20 protein-coding genes are annotated in these 20,726 nt (G+C 65.1%); 10 read left to right on the forward strand and 10 right to left on the reverse strand.

The window, feature by feature from the left end:
- Nucleotides 1–7: 7 nt before the first annotated feature.
- Nucleotides 8–1,501, forward strand: a complete 1,494-nt coding sequence (locus tag JLZ96_RS07675; protein WP_094694793.1) for a carboxyl transferase domain-containing protein — start codon at nucleotides 8–10, stop codon at nucleotides 1,499–1,501.
- An 18-nt stretch (nucleotides 1,502–1,519) separates the two neighbouring features.
- On the opposite strand, the gene JLZ96_RS25205 is transcribed toward JLZ96_RS07675, so the two are convergent.
- Nucleotides 1,520–1,918 (reverse strand): hypothetical protein, encoded by a 399-nt coding sequence (locus JLZ96_RS25205; RefSeq protein WP_201009799.1) that lies wholly within the window; start codon nucleotides 1,916–1,918, stop codon nucleotides 1,520–1,522.
- A gap of 192 nt (nucleotides 1,919–2,110) precedes the next feature.
- On the opposite strand from JLZ96_RS25205, the gene JLZ96_RS07685 reads away from it, so the two are divergent.
- Both JLZ96_RS07685 and JLZ96_RS07690 read left to right on the forward strand, forming a co-directional pair.
- Entirely contained in the window at nucleotides 2,111–3,967 is a 1,857-nt protein-coding gene (locus JLZ96_RS07685; RefSeq protein WP_201009800.1) for a propionyl-CoA synthetase, read from the forward strand.
- Nucleotides 3,968–4,037: 70 nt separating this feature from the next.
- Nucleotides 4,038–4,940, forward strand: a complete 903-nt coding sequence (locus JLZ96_RS07690; RefSeq protein WP_201009801.1) for a DMT family transporter — start codon at nucleotides 4,038–4,040, stop codon at nucleotides 4,938–4,940.
- Between the two features lie 6 nt (nucleotides 4,941–4,946).
- Here the strand turns inward: JLZ96_RS07690 and JLZ96_RS07695 are convergent, their stop codons facing one another.
- Nucleotides 4,947–6,275, reverse strand: coding sequence for a deoxyribodipyrimidine photo-lyase (locus tag JLZ96_RS07695; RefSeq protein WP_201009802.1), 1,329 nt, complete (start codon nucleotides 6,273–6,275; stop codon nucleotides 4,947–4,949).
- 151 nt (nucleotides 6,276–6,426) lie between these two features.
- On the opposite strand from JLZ96_RS07695, the gene JLZ96_RS07700 reads away from it, so the two are divergent.
- From JLZ96_RS07700 to JLZ96_RS07710, 3 genes are read left to right on the forward strand one after another with little or no spacing between them, the layout of a single operon-like run.
- On the forward strand, nucleotides 6,427–6,633 hold the full coding sequence (locus JLZ96_RS07700) for a hypothetical protein (RefSeq protein WP_032365896.1): 207 nt from the start codon (nucleotides 6,427–6,429) through the stop codon (nucleotides 6,631–6,633).
- Between the two features lie 9 nt (nucleotides 6,634–6,642).
- Complete coding sequence (locus tag JLZ96_RS07705) at nucleotides 6,643–7,371, forward strand: response regulator transcription factor (RefSeq protein WP_032381674.1); 729 nt, start codon at nucleotides 6,643–6,645, stop codon at nucleotides 7,369–7,371.
- The gene (locus JLZ96_RS07710) at nucleotides 7,368–8,669 is read left to right on the forward strand and encodes a sensor histidine kinase KdpD (RefSeq protein WP_201009803.1); all 1,302 of its coding nucleotides are present in this window, start codon (nucleotides 7,368–7,370) and stop codon (nucleotides 8,667–8,669) included. The genes JLZ96_RS07705 and JLZ96_RS07710 overlap by 4 nt, the downstream gene beginning before the upstream one ends.
- Nucleotides 8,670–8,680: 11 nt before the next feature.
- Here JLZ96_RS07710 and JLZ96_RS07715 read toward each other — a convergent pair whose 3' ends face one another.
- Both JLZ96_RS07715 and JLZ96_RS07720 read right to left on the reverse strand, forming a co-directional pair.
- Nucleotides 8,681–9,040: an FKBP-type peptidyl-prolyl cis-trans isomerase gene (locus JLZ96_RS07715; protein WP_027495932.1), complete on the reverse strand. Its 360-nt coding sequence runs from the start codon at nucleotides 9,038–9,040 to the stop codon at nucleotides 8,681–8,683.
- A gap of 84 nt (nucleotides 9,041–9,124) precedes the next feature.
- Complete coding sequence (locus JLZ96_RS07720; protein ID WP_167326614.1) at nucleotides 9,125–9,799, reverse strand: DUF2848 domain-containing protein; 675 nt, start codon at nucleotides 9,797–9,799, stop codon at nucleotides 9,125–9,127.
- A gap of 130 nt (nucleotides 9,800–9,929) precedes the next feature.
- Here JLZ96_RS07720 and JLZ96_RS07725 point away from each other — a divergent pair, with 130 nt between their 5' ends.
- Entirely contained in the window at nucleotides 9,930–11,279 is a 1,350-nt protein-coding gene (locus JLZ96_RS07725) for an MFS transporter (protein ID WP_027495930.1), read from the forward strand.
- Here the strand turns inward: JLZ96_RS07725 and JLZ96_RS07730 are convergent.
- Entirely contained in the window at nucleotides 11,251–11,892 is a 642-nt protein-coding gene (locus JLZ96_RS07730; RefSeq protein WP_027495929.1) for a GntR family transcriptional regulator, read from the reverse strand. The two genes, JLZ96_RS07725 and JLZ96_RS07730, sit on opposite strands and share 29 nt — an antisense overlap.
- Nucleotides 11,893–11,938: 46 nt before the next feature.
- Here JLZ96_RS07730 and JLZ96_RS07735 point away from each other — a divergent pair, with 46 nt between their 5' ends.
- The gene (locus JLZ96_RS07735; protein WP_236253855.1) at nucleotides 11,939–12,739 is read left to right on the forward strand and encodes a carbon-nitrogen hydrolase family protein; all 801 of its coding nucleotides are present in this window, start codon (nucleotides 11,939–11,941) and stop codon (nucleotides 12,737–12,739) included.
- 302 nt (nucleotides 12,740–13,041) lie between these two features.
- On the opposite strand, the gene JLZ96_RS07740 is transcribed toward JLZ96_RS07735, so the two are convergent.
- The 5 genes from JLZ96_RS07740 to pdxH form a co-directional block, all read right to left on the reverse strand.
- Nucleotides 13,042–14,340 carry a citrate synthase gene (locus tag JLZ96_RS07740; protein WP_027495925.1) on the reverse strand — a complete coding sequence of 433 codons (1,299 nt, stop codon included), beginning with the start codon at nucleotides 14,338–14,340 and terminating at the stop codon, nucleotides 13,042–13,044.
- A 70-nt stretch (nucleotides 14,341–14,410) separates the two neighbouring features.
- Nucleotides 14,411–15,382 (reverse strand): carbohydrate kinase, encoded by a 972-nt coding sequence (locus tag JLZ96_RS07745; RefSeq protein ID WP_201009804.1) that lies wholly within the window; start codon nucleotides 15,380–15,382, stop codon nucleotides 14,411–14,413.
- A complete protein-coding gene (locus JLZ96_RS07750; RefSeq protein ID WP_032385849.1) occupies nucleotides 15,379–16,308 on the reverse strand; it encodes an aldose 1-epimerase family protein in 930 nt (309 codons plus the stop codon). The genes JLZ96_RS07745 and JLZ96_RS07750 overlap by 4 nt, the downstream gene beginning before the upstream one ends.
- Complete coding sequence (locus tag JLZ96_RS07755) at nucleotides 16,292–17,614, reverse strand: MFS transporter (RefSeq protein WP_052068960.1); 1,323 nt, start codon at nucleotides 17,612–17,614, stop codon at nucleotides 16,292–16,294. The genes JLZ96_RS07750 and JLZ96_RS07755 overlap by 17 nt, the downstream gene beginning before the upstream one ends.
- Nucleotides 17,615–17,619: 5 nt before the next feature.
- Nucleotides 17,620–18,237 carry a pyridoxamine 5'-phosphate oxidase gene (gene pdxH, locus JLZ96_RS07760; protein ID WP_141214505.1) on the reverse strand — a complete coding sequence of 206 codons (618 nt, stop codon included), beginning with the start codon at nucleotides 18,235–18,237 and terminating at the stop codon, nucleotides 17,620–17,622.
- 134 nt (nucleotides 18,238–18,371) lie between these two features.
- On the opposite strand from pdxH, the gene JLZ96_RS07765 reads away from it, so the two are divergent.
- Both JLZ96_RS07765 and serC read left to right on the forward strand, forming a co-directional pair.
- Nucleotides 18,372–19,490: a citrate synthase 2 gene (locus JLZ96_RS07765; RefSeq protein WP_201009805.1), complete on the forward strand. Its 1,119-nt coding sequence runs from the start codon at nucleotides 18,372–18,374 to the stop codon at nucleotides 19,488–19,490.
- A gap of 69 nt (nucleotides 19,491–19,559) precedes the next feature.
- Nucleotides 19,560–20,681: a phosphoserine transaminase gene (gene serC / locus JLZ96_RS07770; RefSeq protein ID WP_032365891.1), complete on the forward strand. Its 1,122-nt coding sequence runs from the start codon at nucleotides 19,560–19,562 to the stop codon at nucleotides 20,679–20,681.
- Nucleotides 20,682–20,726 lie beyond the last annotated feature (45 nt).

Below are 20,726 nucleotides of genomic sequence, written 5' to 3' on the forward strand. Positions count from 1 at the left end.
TCGCGCCATGAGCCCACGGACATCCGCCGCCGAGATTCTCGATTCCGTTCTCGACGGCGGATCGTTCGTGTCGTGGGACTCCACGCCCGTGGACGTCCATCCTGGGGAGTCCTACCTGAAGGATCTGGCCAAGGCTCGCGAGAAGAGTGGCGTCGACGAATCGGTGTTGACCGGCGAGGGCACCATCGACGGCCGACGCGTCGCGTTCATCGCCTGCGAGTTCGCGTTTCTCGCCGGATCGATCGGAGTCGCGGCGGCCGAGCGCATCACCTCCGCAATCGAGCGCGCCACTGCAGAGGGCCTGCCACTCATTGCCTCCCCTACCTCCGGTGGCACGCGCATGCAGGAGGGAACGTTGGCCTTCGTGCAGATGGTCAAGATCGCCTCGGCCGTCACCGCACACAAAGCGGCGCACCTGCCGTATGTGGTGTATCTCCGCAATCCGACGACGGGAGGCGTTTTCGCATCCTGGGGTTCACTGGCCCACGTCACCGTCGCCGAACCCGAGGCCCTCATCGGGTTCCTCGGCCCGCGGGTGTATCAGGCCCTGTACGACAAGCCATTTCCCGATGGCGTCCAGACCGCCGAGAATTTGTACCAGCACGGTGTCATCGACGGTGTGGTGCCGGTCGAGCAATTGCGTCACTTGCTGATCCGCACGCTGCGAGTGATCGTCGACGCATCCGTGTGGACGGACGTTCCCGAAGTCGAACGTACGAGCATTCCCCAGCAATCGGCCTGGCACTCGGTGCAGTCGTCGCGCCGCGCCGATCGTCCAGGGATTCGGCAGATCATCGAACATGCTGCGGCCGAACATGTTCCGCTCAGCGGCACCGGCCAGGGCGAGGCCGACACCTCGATCCTGTTGTCCCTGTGCCGCATTCGCGGTGTCTCCTGCGTGCTGTTCGGCAACGACCGAAGCAGCAGCACCGCCACGGCAACGATGGGTCCGGCAGCACTACGAGAAGCTCGCCGCGGCATGCGCCTGGCCGAGGAACTCCGGCTACCTCTGGTGCTCGTCATCGACACATTCGGCGCAGCACTGTCCAAAGAAGCCGAGGAGGGTGGTCTCGCTCCCGAGATCGCGCGGTCGATCTCCGACCTGGTCACCGTGAACACCCCGACGGTGTCGGTACTACTGGGCCAGGGCACCGGCGGCGGAGCACTCGCATTGCTGCCCGCGGACCGCGTCCTGTGTGCCCAGAATGCCTGGCTCGCACCGCTTCCACCCGAGGGAGCCAGCGCAATCGTGCACCGCGACACCGCCCATGCACCGGACATGGCCGAGGCTCAGGGCATCAGGTCGGTCGACCTGCTGCGAGACGGCATCGTCGACGCCATCGTTCCCGAACTCCCCGACGCGGCCGACGAACCGGCCGCGTTCTCCGGTCGCATCGCCGATGCCATTGTCCGCGAACTACGCGAGCTGTCGACCCTCGAAGCGGCAGCTCGGACGAGTGCGCGACTCGGCCGCTACCGCACTCTCGGGGTCGCCTTGTGAGTGGAAACTCGACCCCTGCTACGAACTTTCACGCACGTGCGAGGTCACGAGCGCTACTACGTCGCCCGCACGCAGGTCGGCTGGCAACTCGACCGGACTGACGCAACTGCGCCCCGGACCGTGCACGTCGACCTTGACCACCTGACCCACCGAGTGCCGGTTGACCACCACTGCCTGCTGAAGATCACCGAACTCCGCATCGACGCCCACCTCGCCTGCAATGACCGACCGCACGCGAGTGATCAGAATCCGACCCCACTGCACCGGAGTGCCCTCGGCATCGGCCACATCCTCGAGCGCGACGCCGTCGACGGTGATGCGGCCGCACACACAGTGAGTGTCCGCCGGCCAGAGCGCTGGATCGCACCGCGAGACGTAGGCGGCACCGAGAGACGGAAGTATGTCCACAAGAGTCATGAGAAGAAGTCTTGCGCCGGGCGGTGGCGTCGAACAGGGGTGTTGACGCAATCTTGACGCCCCGGCGGTGAATATTGACGGCGTGTGGGCAGGAGTGCACAGTACGACCGCCGGTCGACGGGATTCCGCCGGTCGTCGCCGGTAGTGCGCAACCCGGCCCGGACCACCCCACCTCGAACTACGCTCGCAGACATGAGTGGCGAGTATCGGCAGGCGTTCGACAGCAGCATCGACAACCGCGAGGATTTCTGGCTGGCGGCCGCGTCGGGAGTCGACTGGGACACCCCTCCCACCACGGCGTTCGACGGCTCGCGCTGGTTTCCCGGAGCCCGCCTGAACACCTGCGTCAACGCTCTGGACCGGCACGTCGATGCCGGGCACGGTGACCGGACCGCGTTGATCTACGACTCTGCGATGCTCGGGCTCACCCGGAGCTACACCTACGCCGAACTTCTCGACCAGGTCGCGCGCTTCGCCGGGGTGCTGTGCGCGCAGGGCGTCGGACCGGGCGACCGCGTGGTCATCTATCTGCCGATGATTCCCGAGGCCGTCATCGCGATGCTCGCGTGTGCGCGACTCGGTGCGGTGCACTCGGTGGTGTTCGGCGGATTCGCCGCCAAAGAACTCGCTGCCCGCATCGACGACGCCGAGCCGGTACTGCTGATCACCGCGAGCGGTGGGTTCGAACCGGGGCGCGTCATCGAGTATCTGCCGTTGGTGCAGCGTGCCCTGACGCTCACGACCGCGAACACACCGGCCGTGATCGTGAAAGCACGAGAGGGCATTCCCGGCGAACACGAGTGGCTGGATTGGGACACCCTCATCGCCGACGCCTCAGCGGCACAACCGGTTTCGATGGCGGCGACGGATCCGCTGTACATCCTCTACACGTCGGGTACGACGGGGAAACCCAAGGGTGTGGTGCGCGACAACGGCGGTCATGCCGTCGCGTTGACGTGGTCGATGCGCAACATCTACGACGTGAATGCCGGTCAGGTGATGTGGACGGCCTCCGACGTCGGGTGGGTGGTGGGACACTCGTACATCGTCTACGGCCCACTGTTTGCTGGCGCCACAACGGTTCTCTACGAGGGCAAGCCCGTCGGGACTCCCGATGCAGGCGCGTTCTGGCGGGTGATCCAGGACCACGGTGTGCGGGCTCTGTTCACCGCACCGACCGCGCTACGCGCTATCCGCAAGGTCGATCCGCACGCCGCCGAGCTCGAGAAGTACGACACGTCCTCACTGGAGACACTGTTCGTCGCCGGTGAACGCCTCGATCCCGATACGTACGAGTGGATTTCACGCACCCTCGATCGACCCGTCGTCGATCATTGGTGGCAGACCGAGACCGGGTGGGCCATCTGCGCCAATCTTCGCGGGCTGGAACCACTTCCGATCAAACCCGGATCGCCGACCGTACCGGTACCGGGATTCCAGGTGGGCATCCTCGACGCGTCCGGTAATCCTGTGGACGCAGGCTCGGAGGGCAACATCGTCGTGCAGCTGCCACTGCCGCCAGGTGCACTGGTTGGACTGTGGAACGACGAATCACGTTTCCAGCGTTCGTATCTCGATACGTTCCCCGGTTACTACCTCACCGGCGACTCCGGTTACATCGACGCCGACGGTTACGTCTACGTACTCGGTCGCAGCGACGACGTCATCAATGTCGCCGGCCACCGCCTGTCCACCGGGTCGATGGAGGCGGTGCTCGCGGGCCATCCCGCCGTCGCCGAATGCGCCGTCATCGGTATCCACGACGACCTCAAAGGCCAGCGTCCCAGCGGATACGTAGTTCTCAAGGCCGGCGAGAACATCTCCCAGGAGCAATTGCGTACCGAACTGGTGGCCATGGTCCGCGATCAAATCGGTGCACTGGCGACGTTCCGCGATGTGACGATCGTCGGAGCTCTGCCGAAAACCCGCTCGGGCAAGATACTCCGAAAGACGATGCGACAGATCGTCGCCGGTGAGCAGTACGGGGTCCCGTCGACCATCGAGGATCCCGCGGTCCTCGATGCACTGGAGAAGCTCCTCGGCAGATAGGCGGAAACAGAAGCAACCATGGCCGAAACCCGCGCGCCATGGGGCACTCCCGCACGATAGCGTCCTCGGCATGACAGATCTCGACACCCGCCCCGCCGTCGACTGGCTCGCCCTCGGTGCGGTCACCGTCACGGTGATCTCGTGGGCCTCGGCCTTCGTCGCCATCCGCGGCGTCGGTGAATCGTTCGGTGCCGGCCCACTGGCTCTGGGCCGGCTGCTCATCGGATCGTGCGCACTCGGTGTGATCGTGTTGATCAGGAGACAGTGGGTCAAGCCGAACCGCACGCAGTGGTTACAGATCGCCAGCGTCGGCGTGTTCTGGTTCGGCGTTTACAACGTCGCCCTCAACGCCGCCGAGCAACGTGTAGACGCCGGAACGACGTCGATGATCATTCAGATCGGCCCTATCCTGGTGGCCCTGTTCGCCGGTCTGCTTCTGGGCGAGGGCTTTCCGAAGTGGTTGGTGATCGGTGCCGGTATCGCGTTCGCCGGTGCCGTCATGGTCGGCGTCGTCACCGCCGTCACCACCACCTCGACCACCAGGACGGACGCCGACTTCCTCGGCATCGCACTGTGTCTGATATCGGCGGTGACCTATGCGATCGGAGTACTCAGCCAGAAGCCGGTACTGCGCACGGTCCCCGGGCTGCAGGTCACCTGGATGGCCTGCACCATCGGCGCGGTCTGCACACTCCCGTTCGCGCCTGCTCTGCTCGACGACCTGTCCACCGCCTCGGCCGGAGCCACCGGCGGATTGGTCTACCTCGGCCTGGTTCCCACCGCGCTGGCGTTCAGCACCTGGGCCTACGCGCTGACGCGCATGAACGCAGGCAAGCTCGGCATCACCACGTATGCGGTGCCGCCGATCACCATCACTCTGGCCTGGTTGTTGCTCGGCGAGATACCGCACATTCTCGCCGTCGTCGGCGGTGTCATCTGCCTCGTGGGTGTCGGATTGTCCCGCAGGAAATAGCAGCCGTTACAGCGCCTTGAACCGAGCAATAGCAACCTCACGCTCGTGCTTGTGGTCGACGATCGGATCCACGTACTCCTTGGGTCGGCCGAACTTCAACGTGTGCACGGCTTTTCCCTCCTCACCGCGTAGCTCCTGCACCCAGCGCCGCACGTAATCGCCTGTCGGATCGAATTTCTCACCTTGGGTGATCGGGTTGAACACCCGAAAGTACGGCGAGGCGTCGGTACCGGTGCCCGCGGTCCACTGCCAACCGTGCTGATTGTTGGCCAGATCGCCGTCGACGAGATGCTGCATGAAATAGCGGGCACCTCGCCACCACGGCAGGTGCAGGTCTTTGACGAGGAACGACGCGACGATCATACGGACCCGGTTGTGCATCCACTTCTCCGAGTTCAGTTGCCGCATACCGGCATCGACGATCGGAAAGCCGGTCTCGCCCTTGCACCAGGCCTCGAACAGCTCGTCGGCGTGCTTGCCCGAGTCCAGTTCGATCTTGTCGAACTTCTTGACGTAGTTCTCGCGCGCACTGTCGGGGCGCTGAAACAGGATGTCGGCGTAAAAGTCTCGCCAGCAGATTTGCCTCCGATACGCAGAGGCACCCTCGTTGCGGAGCTTGCCCAGGTCGGCCAGCATGGTTCGCGGGTGAATGGTGCCGTACTTCAGATGCACCGACATCCGGCTCGTCGAATCGAGATCGGGGCGGTTGCGTTCGTCGTCGTACTTCGAGACGTCCTCGAGAAAATCCTTCCACTGCGCCCGTGCGGCTTGCTCGCCTGCATCGGCGTCGGAGGTTTCCGTCTCGCTCGGAATCTTCGCCCTCTTCACGCCTTTCACGTCGTCGGGGTCGATCCACGTCACGGTTTTCGCGGACGTATCGGCCGGTCCACGCCAACCGTGTTCCATCCACTGCCGTGAGTACGGCGTGAACACCTTGTACGGCTCACCGTCGTCCTTGGTGATTCGTCCGGGCGCAACGGCATACGGCGAACCGGTCTCGACCAGCGTCACCTTCTCTCCGACGCGCTGGTCCCGCTCCCGGCCGTACGGACCGTAATCGGCGCTGATGTGGACCTCGTCGGCGTCGATCGCCTTCGCCACCTTCGGCACCACCGTCTCGGGGTCACCGTGTACCACCATCAGTCTGCCGTCGAGCTGCTCGTTCAGTGCCTCGAGCGACCGGAACAGGAAGTCCTTGCGCGGACCGCCGGAGGGCTTCAGCAAACGGTCGTCCAGTACGAAGAGCCCCAGTACCGGATCCCCGGACTCGGCAGCGGCGGTGAGGGTGGGCAGATCCCCCAGTCGGAGATCACGGCGAAACCAAACGAGCGACATGCCGTCAGTCTTACCCAACCCGGCTACGAGCAACCCCCATCGCTGTTTCGGGGATTCTCAGAGAATCGCCAATCCATGCTCACCGCCGCCGCAACATCGGCCCCTACCTTGGGAAATACGCCGATCAGCCGCGAGCAGAGGAGAGAACATCATGACGAACATCCGCCCCTTCCCCGGTGCCCTCTCCCTCGTCGAGAGCACCTGCACGTTCGAGAAGTACTACGAGCAGCTCTATGCCAAGGCACCCGCCCTCGCCTGGACCCTCGACGCCGACGTCGATCGCCGCACGGCCCTGGAAGAATTCTTTGCCAAGACGCCCGAGGAGCGGCGTACCACCGTCGACAGCTGGGTTGCCTAGCATTGGGAGGTGACCGAATCGCCGAGCACCCCCGCCACCGTCCTCGTCGTCGACGATGACACCGATGTGTTGTCGTCGTTGCAGCGCGGCCTACGCCTGTCCGGCTTCACGGTCATCACGGCGTCGGACGGGGCCGAGGCGCTCGGCGTGGTGTCGCGCACCTCGCCCGACGCGATCGTGCTGGACATCAACATGCCGGTGCTCGACGGCGCAAGCGTCGTGACTGCATTGCGCGCCATGGGGAACGACATTCCGATCTGTGTTCTCAGTGCCCGCAGCTCCGTGGACGATCGCATCGCCGGTCTCGAATCCGGTGCCGACGACTACCTCACCAAACCGTTCGTGCTCGCCGAGCTGGTTGCCCGCATCCGGGCCATGCTCCGACGGCGCGGCACCAGTCCGGTCATTCCCGCAGCCGATCCTGGCATCCCCAATTCGGCTGTCGCCGTTGGCACTTTGGTCGTCGACATCGCCGGGTACCGAGTGCACCGCGGCGGCGTCGACATCGATCTCACGAAGCGCGAGTTCGAGTTGCTGGCCATTCTTGCGCGCAACAAAGGCGTCGTACTGACGCGCGAGCGACTCCTCGAATTGGTCTGGGGATACGACTTCGTTGCCGACACCAACGTCGTCGACGTGTTCGTCGGCTATCTACGCCGCAAACTCGAGAGCGACGGCTCGCCGCGCATCCTGCACACCGTCCGCGGTGTGGGCTTCGTCGTGCGGGAGTCGGCATGAGCTTTTCGCTTCGCGCCCGGGTCGCGGCGGCGACGGCCCTCGGTGCCACCCTCGTCGTGGCGGCCCTGGCCGTGGTGACGTCGGTGGCCATTTCCCGCAACAACGTCAACCAGCTCGACGAGCGTCTGACGACGGCATCGCAGGTGCTGGTCCCGAACTCGTCGACGCTGGAAGCCTTCATCGATCAGCTGTCCGGAGCGTTCGCTGTCACCATTCGCAGCGGAGACATCGTCGTCGCCTCGACGCCGACGCGGTTGCCGGCCCTCGACACCGGTTCTCAGACAGTGGATGTGGACGGTCAGCGTTTTCGGGTCTACACCGCGACCTCGACCGTCGTCTCGTCCGTGTCCATCTCCATCGGCGTCCCAGCCATCGAGGCGCAGCAGGTGACCGACGAGCAACAGAGACAGGTGATCCTGCTGGGGCTGGCGGCGGTCGCCGTGTCGACGGGCCTGGGTTGGCTGTTCGGAGGACGTGCCGTCAAACCGCTGGTGACGCTGACGCGGCAGGTCAGCGCTCAGCCTCCGTCGGCGCCGCAGACCCGAACCGGAGTCACCGAGGCCGACGAGCTCGCGGTCGCGATCGGGGGCATGCTCACCCGACTGAACGAGGCACAGGAACGCACCAATGCCGCCCTGGACACGGCGCGCGATTTCGCGGCCGTGTCGGCCCACGAGCTGCGCACCCCGTTGACTGCGATGCGTACCGACATCGAAGTGTTGCGCACCCTCGACCTCGAGCGCGCGCAGCAACAGGAAATTCTGACCGACCTCGAGCGCACCCAAGGCCGAGTCGAGACGACGCTGACCGCGCTCGAACGATTGGCGTCGGGTGAATTGTCCAGCGAGGGCGACCGGGTCGAGACCGACATCATCGACATCTGCGACGTCGCCGCGCAGGATGCGCAGCGTCAGCACCCGGGTCTGGACGTTCGAGTGGAGTCGGAACCGGAGTGCGAGATCACGATTCGCGCACTCCCCACCGGAGTTCGACTCGCGGTGGACAACGCGATCGGCAACGCCGTCCGGCACGGCGGGGCGAGCACCGTCGTCATTCGCGTCGAGCGCGCGGACGCGCTGGTCCGAATCCTGATCGACGACAATGGATCCGGCGTTCCGATGGACGAACGCGAGTCGGTGTTCGGACGCTTCGAGCGTGGAGCCGGAGCCGCGAAGGGCGGCTCCGGCCTCGGTCTCGCGCTGGTGGCCCAGCAGGCCGAATTGCACGGTGGCCGCGCATATCTGGCAGACAGCCCCCTCGGGGGTGCCCGATTGGTGCTCGAGCTACAGGACCGCTGACGAGAGATCTGCTACTTGACGTCGAGCAGATCGATGACGAAGACGAGCGTCTTGCCGGACAGACGGTGACCTGCGCCGGCGGGGCCGTACGCGAGCTCCGGCGGGATGGTGAGCTGGCGGCGTCCGCCGACCTTCATCCCGGGGATGCCGTCCTGCCAGCCCTGAATGAGGCCTCGGAGCGGGAACTGGATGGACTCGCCGCGGTTCCAGGACGAGTCGAACTCCTCGCCGGTGTCGAACTCGACGCCGACGTAGTGCACCTCTACGTTTCCGCCCGGTACTGCCTCTGCGCCGTCACCTTCGACGAGGTCGACCGTCACCAGATCCAACGGTGCCGGTCCGGCTTGAAATTCGATCACTGGCTTCGTCACTGAAGTCTCCTGCGGTTGTGCCGGCCCGCCGACGCCGACTGCGGTGTTCTGGGCATGGTCGGCACCGATTTTACGTCGTCACGGTCAGCCGATCGGAGCTGGCATCAACATCGTCTTGTATTCGCAGGTCAGCGTATTGCCGGTTGCGGGGTCGGCCATCTCGACCTTCCAGGTGTCGGCGAACTGGTTCACACCGGGGTGCATCGAGATGGTGCCGGAGATCAACACGGTTCCACGGGTGAACAGTCCACGGTCGGCGAGCACGTCGAGCCAGTAGTGCGGAGCGAGAAGATCACCGAGTGTTCCGGTCTGAATTGCGACGCCGTCCGCCCACGCGGTCAAGGTGATCTCGTCCAGCCGATCGGCGACCTCCGACAGACGCCACGCGCCGGTGCCGAGCACATCGGGAGCCGCGTTCTTGCTCCACGCGACACTGTGCACCTCCAGGTCACGGTCGGTGTGATCGCAGGCGACCGTCAGAAGCACGTCGTCGACCGTGTCGCCCAGGATCACCAGCGCCCACTCGGCCTCGCCCGACGTACGGCCGTGCTGGACGGCAACGGCGTCCGTCTGCTGCGCCAGGTATGGCGAAATCGGATACAGCGCGGGCGTCACCGTCGGGGCAGGGACGCCCAGTTCGGCCAGCTCCGCGATGTGCGACGCCACCTCCTCCTGGTTGCGTCCGGCGTACCCGGCGTTGAGCAAGGCCTTCACCTCGACCGATTCGGAGGTGCCGTCGGGCAGCGTGAATGTGAGCATCAGTAAGGACCCTCTCCTCGTAAATTTTCTGTTTCCGATGCGCCCAAAGGCTTGCGCATACGTCTTGTATACAGCAAGTATGGAGCACGTACAACGGATAGAGTGATCCCAGGCACACGAAGGAGTCGTCATGACCGAACCTGTTTCGGTAGATAGAAAAGGCCTGGCCAAGGCCTTTGCGGCCAGCCTCACCGGAACGGCATTGGAGTGGTACGACTTCGCGGTCTACTCGGCCGCCGCAGCTCTGGTGTTTCCGCTGGTCTTCTTCCCGGACAGTGACCCACTGACCGGGACTCTGCTGGCTTTCTCGACATACGCCGTCGGGTACGTCGCTCGTCCGGTCGGAGGGTTCGTCTTCGGACGGCTCGGCGACGTCATCGGACGAAAACAGCTCCTCGTCATCACCCTGATGTTGATCGGCGTCACGACCTTCGCCATCGGTCTGATCCCCGGATACGACTCCATCGGCATCGCGGCACCGATCATTCTCGTCACGATGCGCTTCTGTCAGGGCGTCGCCGTCGGCGGCGAATGGGGCGGAGCCGTTCTCCTGTCGAGCGAGTACGGAGATCCCCGCAAACGCGGATTCTGGTCCTCGGCAGCACAGATCGGACCACCAGCAGGCAACCTGCTCGCCAACGGCGCACTTGCCGTTCTGACGCTGACATTGACCGACCAGCAGTTCGAGTCCTGGGGATGGCGCGTGGCGTTCCTGTTCTCCGCGGTACTCGTCGGATTCGGTCTGTGGATCCGGTTGAAGCTCGAGGACACCCCGGTGTTCAAGGCGCTGCAGGAAAGCGGCGAACGTTCCGAGGCACCGATCAGCGAAGTGTTCAAGACCGAGCTACGACCCCTGGTGGCTGGCATCATGTCTCGTGTCGCGCCGGACGTCATCTACGCGCTGTTCACCGTCTTCTCGATCACCTACGGCACACAGAAGTTGGGCTTCGAGCGCAGTGAGGTACTGACCGCCATTCTGATCGGGTCGGCATGCCAACTCGGCCTGATCCCGCTCGCGGGAGCAGTGTCCGACCGCATCAACCGACGCCTCGTCTACGGCGTCGCAGCCGTGGGCGGTGTCGCGTGGAGTGCGATCTTCTTCCTCGTCATCGGCGGAGGATCGCTACCGCTGCTGATCCTGGGTGTGGTTGTGGGCCTGGCGTTCCACTCGTTCATGTACGGGCCACAGGCAGCATTCGTCACCGAGCAGTTCAGCGTTCGATTGCGCTCGACCGGCAGCTCGTTGGCGTACACGATCGCCGGTGTCTTCGGTGGTGCGATGGCCCCGCTGATCTTCGTCTACCTGTTGGACAAGACGGACAGCTGGGTGCCGATCGCCGGGTACATCGTCGTTGTCGGCGCCGTGACACTCGTCGGCCTCGCCCTCGGACGCAACCCGGACCCCACCGAGGACGAGCACTACGTGCTGCTGGGCCAGCAGCACGAAAACGCTACGCGCGCAACAGAGTCTGAAGCGTGACCTCGAGGTGAGCGTCGATCTTCTCGTGCACCAGGCCCTCGTCGCCGGCACTCAGTGCGTCGATGATGGCCTGGTGCTCGGCGCACACCCGGTGCTGCCGGTTGGCGGCGGTGAACAACGCACTCAAGCCCACTCGGAGCTGACGCGCCCGCAAACCGGCATACGTGCGCGAGAGCAGATCACTGCCCGCCGAATCGATCAAACTCTGATGGAACGTTCCGTCCCAGTCGATGAATTCCTTGGGAGCGTCGGTGCTGTCGGAATTCATCAGCAGCTCCTGCTGATGCAACGCATGCTGCATCGCCGCGATCGGAGCGTCACCGGCACGCAGCGCCCGCGATGCCGCGTGTCGTTCCAGAACGCCTCGCAGATCCATCAATTCGCCGATCTGTCGTCCGGACATCGCCGGCACATGGGCACCGCGCTTGGGCACCATCTCGACCAGACCCTCGGACTGCAGCATCAGCAACGCCTCACGCACCGGCGTGCGCGATACGCCGATTCGAGTCGCAAGTTCCTGTTCGTTCAGAAAAGTGCCGGTGGCGGCCGGTGACGACAACACCTGATCACGGACGAACTGGTACGCCTTGTCCCTCCCCGACAGTGGTTGCATACGATATGTATACCTGTCTTCCCCCGACGAAACCAGGAGTCACACCGTGAGCTCGACTATCCGCATCAGCCTGGCCCAGATCACCAGTGGCGAAAATCCCACCCAGAACCTCGAACTCATCGAGACCCACACCCGCGCCGCGGCGCACGCAGGCTCGGACCTCGTCGTGTTCCCGGAGGCGATGATGCGCTGCTTCGGCGGACCCATCCGAAAGTTCGCGCAGCCACTGGACGGCGAATGGGCACAGACCGTTCGTCGGATCGCGTCCGACGCCGGCATCACCGTCGTCGCCGGAATGTTCACTCCCGCGCCCGACGACAGAGTGACCAACACACTGCTCGTCACCGGCCCGGGCGTCGAGGCGATCTACGACAAGATTCATCTGTTCGACGCGTTCGGATTCGCCGAATCCGATACCGTCGCACCGGGTTCCGACCCGCTCGTGCTCGACATCGCGGGAGTCCGCGTCGGCTTCGCGACCTGCTACGACATTCGCTTCCCTGCCCTGTTCCAGAAACTCGGCGACCTCGGTGCCGAACTCGTCGTGGTACCGGCGTCCTGGGGATCGGGTGACGGCAAAGTGGAGCAGTGGACCCTGCTCGCCCGCGCACGCGCCCTGGACTCGACAACATTCATCGCGGCCTGCGATCAAGCCGAACCTGCTGCCGCCGAAGGCAATGCCCCACTGGGCGTCGGCCACAGCATCGTCTGCTCCCCCACCGGCGAGATCCTCGGCCAACTCGACGCGACACCCGGAATGCTGACGATCGACATTCATACCGAGTTGGTCGACGCCGTGCGCAAGAACCTGCCAGTGCTGAACAACCGCAAGCACTTCGACGCCTGAGTGCGCCGCGAACTCGAAGTTATGGACGAATTCCGGCCGAATCTCGTCCATACTTTCGAACTCGGCGCGCGAACGCGCCCGTCACGCAGCGAGATCGCAGTTGTGCAGCCGAAAGTGGCCATATCACCTGCGTAACTGCGAACTCGGCGCGCGAACGCGCCCGTCACACAGCGAGATCGCAGTTATGTCGACGAAACAGCCCATATCGCCTGCGTAACTGCGAACTCGGCGGGATACGCAGGCCGACAACGACAACGCCGCCGGCTCCCGAGGGAGTCGGCGGCGTTGTCGTGCAGCAAGAACTAGCGGGAGCTGACGTCCTGGTAGTCGCGCTCGGTGTAGCCGGTGTAGATCTGGCGCGGACGGCCGATCTTGCCGGTGGTGTCCTCGTTCTGCTCGCGCCAGTGCGCGATCCAGCCCGGGAGACGGCCCATCGCGAACAGCACCGTGAACATGCGCGGCGGGAAGCCCATCGCGCGGTAGATCAGGCCGGTGTAGAAGTCGACGTTGGGGTACAGCTTGCGCTCGACGAAGTAGTCGTCGGTGAGCGCGGTCTCTTCGAGCTTCAGGGCGATCTCGAGCAGTTCGTCGCCGTTGCCCAGCTTGCCCAGGATCGTGTGTGCGGTTTCCTTGACCAGCGTCGCGCGCGGATCGAAGTTCTTGTACACCCGGTGTCCGAAGCCCATGAGCTTGACGCCGTCTTCCTTGTTCTTCACTCGACGCAGGAAGTCGGTGGCGTCGCCGCCCTCGGCCTTGATCTTGTCGAGCATCTCGAGCACGGCCTGGTTGGCACCGCCGTGCAGCGGGCCCCACAGTGCGTTGATGCCGCCGGAGATCGAGGTGAAGAGGTTGGCCTGCGAGGATCCGACGAGGCGGACCGTCGACGTCGAGCAGTTCTGCTCGTGGTCGGCGTGCAGGATGAGCAGCATGTCGAGTGCCTTGACGATCTCGGGATCGACCTCGTACGGCTCGGCGGGGAAGCCGAACGTCATGCGCAGGAAGTTCTCGACCAGGCTCTTCGAGTTGTCCGGGTAGAGGAACGGCTGACCGACCGACTTCTTGTAGGCGTACGCCGCAATCGTCGGCAGCTTGGCCAGCAGACGGATCGTGGAGAGCTCGACCTGCTCGGGATCGTTGGGCTCGAGCGAATCCTGGTAGTACGCCGACAGTGCGTTGACCGCGCTCGACAGCACCGGCATCGGGTGGGCGTTGCGCGGGAAGCCGTCGAAGAAACGCTTGAGGTCCTCGTGCAGCAACGTGTGGCGACGGATGCGGTCGGTGAACGTCTCGAGCTCGTCCTCGGACGGCAGCTCCCCGTAGATCAACAGGTAGCTGACCTCGATGAACGACGACTTGCCCGCAAGCTGTTCGATCGGGTAACCGCGGTAGCGCAGGATCCCCGCGTCACCGTCGATGTACGTGATGGCCGACTTGGTGGACGCGGTGTTGACGAACCCGCCGTCCAGCGTCGTGTAGCCGGTGGTCGCCAGCAGCTTTCCCAGCTCGATACCGTTGTTGCCTTCACTGGCCTCGGCAATCGACATGGAATATTCGCCACCGGGGTAGGTGAGGGTGGCTTTGGCATCATTCTCAGCGGGCACGAATGGTCCCTCTCGAACTCGTGTAACGGACACGTACTTAAAACGGACAGTTCTAACGTCGCTAGTGAAACTAGTCTCTCGGTGCCTCGGACGCCCAGGGAGGGTCGGCACCGGGTCGTGAAACCGTGATCGCGGCTGCCGTGGCAGCGAACGAAAGAGCTTGCCGCCAATCCTCCCCGGTCATCTCCTGTACCGCTTTCGATGTGATAATGGTCTCTTTTTCCAGGTAGCTCAACAGTGCGCCGTGCACGGTGTCACCAGCGCCGATCGTGTCGACGACGTCGACGGCAACGCCCGGTACCGACACCTCCTCGGCTGCTGTCACTCCCGTGGCCGCCGTCTCCCCGGACGCGGTGAACACCGAGATTCCGTCTCCGCCGCGGGTCATCACCACCGCGGTCACCCCGGCGGCGAGCCAGTCGTCGACGGTGGTGCCCTGGGTGCCCAGCCCCAGCCAGTGCGAGTCGTCCTCGGACACCTTGAGAATGTCGATGCTCGGCAACCACGAGCGAAAGCGATCGCGGAATCCGTCGGCGGTGATGTCGCCGCTGGTGCTGTCGATGGCGGCCGGACGAATATTGGGGTCGAGCATCGTCAGCTTGCCCGCGGCCCGAGCTCGATGCAGCAGTTCGGCGTACACCGACGCGCCGGGCTCGTACAGCAACGACAACGTGCCGAAGGACAGAACGCTGATCTCGTCGGGCAGATCACCGGGATCGGCGACGAGTCGATCGGCCGTGCCATCGGCGTAGAACGAGTACTCGGCGCTGCCGTCCTCGGCGAGGGTCGTCATCGCCAACGTCGTCGGCTCGTCACCGCGCTGCACCCACGAGATGTCGACACCGGCATCGCGCAGACTCGCCAGGATCTGCTCGCCGAACGAGTCGCGAGAGATCCGGGAGAGATAGGCAACCGGCGACCCCAACCGACCGATCGAGATGGCGACGTTGAACGGCCCGCCGCCGAGTTTCGGTGAGAGCAGCGGCCCCTCGTGCACCGGCACCAGATCCACCAATGCTTCGCCGCACACCAGAATCGTCACTTCTCGTACTCCATTCCCCAGCTGCCGGACCAGGTTTGCCCCGGGTCGAGCACGATCAGATCGATCTCGGAATTCAACGCGTCGGGCGGGCAGGTCATCGGTTCGATCGCCAACGCGCGTCCCCGATCCGGGTACGCCTGATCGTTGGCGGGATCGGCGGTGAACACCTGCACCCACCCGAAGTTGCTGTCGGTCCACAGCACCGTCGCGGTGCCGTCGGGGCCACGCAGTGTGTGCTTCGCGCGTCCGTCTACGTCCGGCACCGAGGCACTGAACGGAGTGTCGAGCTGCACGCCCTCGAGGTTCCGAGGCTGCCGAAAGTCGTACTCGGTATCGGCCGTCGGCACCGAAAGCCCTACGGGCAGATTGCGTACCGGATCGAGCGGCAGCCGCGTACCCGCGGACAGTTCGAGCGTGCATTCGTCGAGGGGTACGTCCCCCACACGCACGTAGGTATGGAATCCCATTCCGTACGGCGCAGCCGATTCGCCCGTGTTGGTCGCCGACGCGGTCACCGTCAGACCGTCGTCGGACAGCTCGTGTGCCACCGTCAATCGCAACGAGAACGGCCAACCCTCGTGCGTACCGATGTCCACGCTCTGCTCGACGCGAGACTCGGTGTGCTCGTCGAGAGTCCACTCCACCCGTCGGACGAAACCGTGGCTCGCGTTGTTGCGGGCCGGTTCGGTGATCTCCAACCGATGTTCGACGCCTTCGAACGTGAACGTTCCGTCGGCCGTTCGATTGGGCCACGGGGCCAACACCAGTCCCGCCGACAGCGGCGGCTTGGTGCCCGCCTCCCACGTTTCGGTGAGCGGTGAGCCGTCGTATTCGAGGACCCGCAGGCCCGCTCCGACAGCAGCGACGTCGGCGCGATACTTGCCGCTCGTCAACGAATACGTCTGCGCCTCAGCTGTGGGAGCCATGCGAGCCATTGTCCACGACGGTGTCGTCCACCGTCTTGCTACCGACGATTGCGCCGACTCGGTAGCGAATGAATGCCGGTAGCGCGAGGGCCGCGATCGAGACACCGATGACCACCAGCACACCACCTCCTGCGGCGGCCGCGGCTGTCCCCACCGAGGCCGCTGCCGCGCCGTGCAGAACATCGCCGATCCGGGGCCCTCCCGCGACGACGACGATGAAGACGCCTTGCAGTCGGCCGCGCATCTCGTCGGTCGCCACCGTCTGCAGCATCGTGCTGCGGAACGCCGCCGAGATCATGTCGGCACCACCACCGAGCGCCAGAAACGCCAGTGCGAACCACAGGGCAACCGTCGTCGCTCCGTCGGTCGCCGCACCGACGGCGAGCCCGAATCCGATCATCGCCACGCCCCAGACGACGATGCAGATCAACACCGCCAGACCTTGACGCCGCACGCGCGGTAGCCAACCGGAGAACACTCCACCGAGCACCGCTCCCGCGGACATCGCCGCGAACAGCATGCCCAGCACCGGCCCACCCGAGGCCGGGTCCCCGAAACTGTCGTGGGCGATCTGCGGGAACAGCGCCCGAGGCATTCCGAACACCATGGCGATGATGTCGACGACGAACGACGCCAGCAGCACCTTCTGGGTCGCGAGATACGCGAAACCCTCGAACACCGAACGCAATCCGGCGCGTTGACCGGACTTGGCCGGCGGAATGCCCGGCAGCCTGATCACCGCCCACAGCGTGGCGAACAGTGCGATGGTGTCGATCAGGTAGAGCGTCTCCAGTCCGATGTAGTAGATGAGGATGCCTGCACTGAGCGGACCGGCGATGGCACCGAAGTTCATCACCGTCATGTTCAGAGAGTTCGCGGCGGGCAGCTGCGCCGCGGGCAGGATTCGCGGCAGTACCGCACTGCGGGTCGGCTGATTGACGGCGAAGAAGGCCTGCTGAACTGCCAACAGCACCAACACTATCCACACGTTGTTCAGTTCCAGGAACGCCTGCAACCAGAACAGTGCCGATGTTCCGATCAGACCGAACGTGGTGATCATCAACAAGGTTCGGCGGTCCATCACGTCGGCCAGGGCCCCGCCCCACAGCCCGAACACGATGAGGGGCACCAGAGCGAACACGCCCGTCAAGCCGACGTAGGCCGAGCTCAGGGTGATCTGATAAACCTGTTGCGGCACAGCGACGATCGAGAGCTGCGCGCCGATGACGGTGACGATGTTAGCCAGCCACAGGCGGCGATATGCGGGAGTCTTCAGCGGGGTCGTGTCGGCCAGGATGCCGCGCAGCCCGCTCACGGTTGCAGTCGCTCGATCACACCGCTCGCCGGCATCACTCGAATTCTGTTGTGCATCCGGCTGGTTCGACCCTGCCAGAATTCGACGACCTCCGGTTCGACGCGGATGCCGCCCCAGTTCGGCGGTACCGGCACCTCGCGTCCGTCGAACGTCGCGGTGACCTCGGCCAGTTGCGCGGCGAGGGCGTCGCGAGACACGACGGTTCGCGATTGCTCCGACGCCCATGCGCCCAGCTGCGAGCCGCGCGGTCGCGTCCGCCAGTACGCCTCGGTGGTGTCGCGGTCGACTCTGGTGACCGGTCCGCGGACGGTGAGCTGACGGGCGATGCCGATCCACGGAAAGGTGATGGACGCGTACGGCGTCGACGCCAGTGCGCGGCCCTTGTCCGAGTCGTAGTTGGTGTAGAACACCACGCCCTCGGCGTCGAGGTCCTTGCACAGGACGGTGCGGGTCGCGGGCCTACCGGCAGCGTCGACCGTGCCGAGCACGATCGCGTTGGGCTCGGGCAGATTCGCGGCAACGGCGTCCGAGAGCCACTGCCGGGCCAGTGGCAACCAGCCGTCGCTCAGGGCGTCGACGTCGAGATCCTTGGGCTCGCCGTAGTCCACTCGCATGGTGGCCAGGCGCTGTTCGTCTGCAGACACGAACCCAGACGCTACTCCCGCGTAAAAGCTCGCTATGGTTTCCGCAAGCACGCCCGGATGCGGCGCAGAGCCGGGCGCAGTCGCGACGAGGGAGTCCACAGACCATGGCTGTTCAACACGTTCCCGAAGATTTCGTTCCCGGTCTCGAAGGTGTGGTCGCCTTCACCTCCGACATCGCCGAACCCGACAAGGACGGCGGCGCACTGCGTTACCGCGGAGTCGACATCGAAGAACTCGTTGCACAGGGCGTCACCTTCGGCGACGTGTGGGCACTGTTGGTCGACGGCGAATTCGGCCGCGGCCTGCCACCGGCCGAGCCGTTCCCCCTGCCCATCCACACCGGTGACGTTCGCGTCGACGTGCAAGCAGGCCTGGCGATGCTCGCTCCCATCTGGGGGTATCAGCCGGTACTCGACATCGACGACAGCACCGCCCGCGACAACCTGGCCCGCGCCTCGGTGATGGCGCTGTCCTACGTCGCGCAGTCCGCTCGCGGCATCTACCAGCCCGCTGTGCCCCAGAGCCGCATCGATCAGGCGGCCACCGTGACCGAGCGCTTCATGGTCCGCTGGAAGGGCGAGCCCGACCCCGCCCACGTCGCCGCCATCGACGCCTACTGGGTGTCGGCCGCCGAACACGGCATGAATGCATCGACGTTCACCGCCCGAGTCATCGCCTCCACCGGAGCCGACGTCGCAGCATGTCTCTCCGGAGCCATCGGCGCGATGTCCGGCCCGCTGCACGGCGGCGCGCCGGCCCGCGTACTGCCCATGATCGAAGAAGTCGAGAAGACCGGCGACGCCCGCGCGCTGATCACCGGGATCCTCGACCGCAAGGAAAAGCTCATGGGCTTCGGGCACCGCGTCTACCGCGCCGAGGACCCCCGAGCCCGCGTGCTGCGCGCCACCGCCAAGCGCCTGAACGCTCCGCGCTACGAGGTTGCCGCCGCGCTCGAAAAAGCCGCGTTGACGGAACTGCGCGAACGCCGCCCCGATCGAGCCATCGAGACCAACGTCGAGTTTTGGGCCGCCGTGATCCTCGACTTCGCCGAGGTCCCGGCACACATGATGCCCGCAATGTTCACCTGCGGGCGTACCGCCGGCTGGTGTGCTCACATTCTCGAGCAGAAGCGCCTGGGCAAGTTGGTGCGCCCGGCTGCCCTCTACACCGGCCCCGAACCGCGCACCCCCGACTCCGTCGACGGCTGGGACCTGATCCGGTAGTCGACGGTGTCATGACACCCGACTAGCCTGTGGAGGCCATATTCCATCGACGCTAGGACGCGCTACTCCATGGCCGATTTGCCGATCATTCCCGCCGATCTTCTTCCCGCCGACGGACGCTTCGGTTGCGGCCCGTCCAAGGTTCGCCCCGAGCAGCTGCAGTCCCTGGTCGACGTCGGTGCGTCCGTGTTCGGCACCAGCCACCGCCAGAAGCCCGTCAAGGACGTCGTCGGACGCGTACGCAGTGGTCTGAAAGACCTGTTCTCGCTCCCCGAGGGCTACGAGGTCGTGCTCGGCAACGGTGGCACCACCGCGTTCTGGGATGCCGCTGCGTTCGGTCTCATCCGGGAGAAGTCGCTGCACCTGACCAACGGTGAGTTCAGCTCGAAGTTCGCCTCGGTGGCCAAGAACAACCCGTTCATCGGCGATCCGATCGTCGTCAAGGCCGAGCCCGGCAGCGCGCCCGAGCCCACGTCGGATCCGTCCGTGGACCTCATCGGTTGGGCCCACAACGAGACCTCGACGGGCGTGGCCATCCCGGTCAGCCGTCCGGCCGGCTCGGAGAACGCCCTCATCGCGATCGACGCCACCTCCGGTGCCGGCGGTCTGCCGGTGAACGTCGCCGATTCCGACGTCTATTACTTCGCTCCGCAGAAGTGCTTCGCCGCCGACGGTGGCCTGTGGGTCGCGCTGATGAGCCCTGCCGCGCTAGCCCGCGTCGACGAGATCGCCTCCAGTGGCCGGTGGGTTCCGGACTTCCTGTCGTTGCCGATCGCCGTCGACAACAGCAGCAAGGACCAGACCTACAACACCCCCGCAGTGGCGACGCTTCTGCTCTTCGCGGACCAGATCGAATGGCTCAATTCCCAGGGTGGCCTGGACTGGGCCACCAAGCGGACCGCGGACTCGTCCTCACGCCTGTACGACTGGGCCGAGAACAGTGACTTCGCAACGCCGTTCGTGACCAACCCGGATCACCGCAGCCAGGTCGTCGGCACGATCGACTTCGACGAGAAGGTCGACGCGGCCCAGGTCGCCAAGATCCTGCGCGCCAACGGCGTCGTCGACACCGAGCCGTACCGCAAGCTCGGCCGCAACCAGCTGCGTGTCGGTATGTTCCCCGCCATCGAGCCGGACGACATCACCGCACTGACCAAGAGCATCGACTGGGTCGTGTCCACGCTGAGCTAGTCGGCAGCCAACTCACAGCTACAGCGCTCCCTCCGAGGCCTACAC

It is taken from the genome of Rhodococcus sp. NKCM2511 (assembly GCF_014905595.1).
GTDB classification, from domain to species: domain Bacteria; phylum Actinomycetota; class Actinomycetes; order Mycobacteriales; family Mycobacteriaceae; genus Rhodococcoides; species Rhodococcoides fascians.